The organism is Flavobacterium sp. (assembly GCF_013822155.1).
In the GTDB taxonomy this organism is placed as follows: Bacteria; Bacteroidota; Bacteroidia; order Flavobacteriales; family Flavobacteriaceae; genus Flavobacterium.
In genome coordinates, this window is the sequence record NZ_PNJW01000184.1 from 1 (window position 1) to 1,350 (window position 1,350).

1 protein-coding gene is annotated in these 1,350 nt (G+C 29.3%); it reads right to left on the reverse strand.

Annotated features, from left to right (window positions below):
* Positions 1-953 (reverse strand): AAA family ATPase (locus C0512_RS15805; RefSeq protein WP_290863306.1); only part of this gene is annotated, 953 nt, incomplete at its 3' end.
* Positions 954-1,350: the final 397 nt, after the last annotated feature.

Genomic DNA, 1,350 nt, shown 5'->3' on the forward strand with positions numbered 1-1,350 from the left:
TAGATTGAATCTTTTTCAAATTTTTCAAACTCTTTTAATAAGTTTCTAATCTTAACAAATTGATGAGCGTTCAACCCATAAAGTAATTTTATTGTTTCATCATCTGGACTGTTTTGATACTGCTTTGTTATTTCTTTTAACTGATCAAAATAATTTTTAATTATATTTTTTTCATTTTCGGATAAAGAATTTTTTTCAAAATTTTGAAAGTAATCATCAATTCGATTTTCAGCCTTTTCGATTTGATTAAGATTGACTTTATAGCGAATCCCAGATGTTAAAGATGATATGGTAATATTACCGTCAAAAGCCGACAGCATTAATTGATTTTTAAGAGAGTTCGTCAAATTTAAAACACTGTTTTTTCTTTTTCTGTATTCAGTATTTACCATTTCCTTTACTCTATCTACAGGAGATTTATTACCAGTCTTTTTTCTAATTGTTGCCTTGTTATCTTCAATAAATATTTTGTCTAATGATTCTTCAGTATATATATTTCTGTCTAAGCCTATAATTGTTGGGGATTGAAATGAACTAATTAATTCCCACGTTAGTTTTTCATTCTCGTCTGGACTTAAACGTTTGTAATCTTCTATTAAGTTGTTGCGTAGTGTTTCATTATTGGGAATTAATTTTGCTTCTCTTTCTAACTGAACCTCTAGAGGGTGGAAAATTTTCCCTGCGGTCTTTATCTCATATTTAAAAACCTTTTTATTGTGCGAACAAGTAATTTCATAATTTTTTTCTTTAAAATTCACCCACAACTTTACTACCTTAAACTCGGTGATACATAAATGAGGTACTGATGGTGTAATAATCCAATTGAGTATATTCAAAACACTTGTTTTACCCGAACCATTAATACCGACTAATATGGATATATCCTCGTTAAATTTGATGTCTTTATCGAGATAACCATACAACTTAGTTATTTTAATCCTCTGTATATTCATAGTATATATGTTTTATAATTGCCGCCAACTCGTTTTTAGTCAAAACAAACCTTCCTATATACACCCAATTTCAGGAAAATTGGCAAAGATTTGTTTCGCTTTGTTTATTTACTCAAATATATTAATTATTTCCTACAAAAAAGTAAACTAGAGTTTAAGTTATGCACACATATAAGTAACAATTTCTTCAAAAAGCAGTAAAACAAACCCAAAATCCCACCAAAAAAAACCCCAAACGTTCGTCTTTTTATACCAAACGTTCGCAATTTTATGCCAAACGTCAGTCAATTTATGCCAAACGTTCACGATTTTATACCAAACGTTCGTCTTTTTTTACCAAACGTTCGCAATTTTACACCAAACGTTCGTCTTTTTTTACCAAACGTTCGTCTTTTTT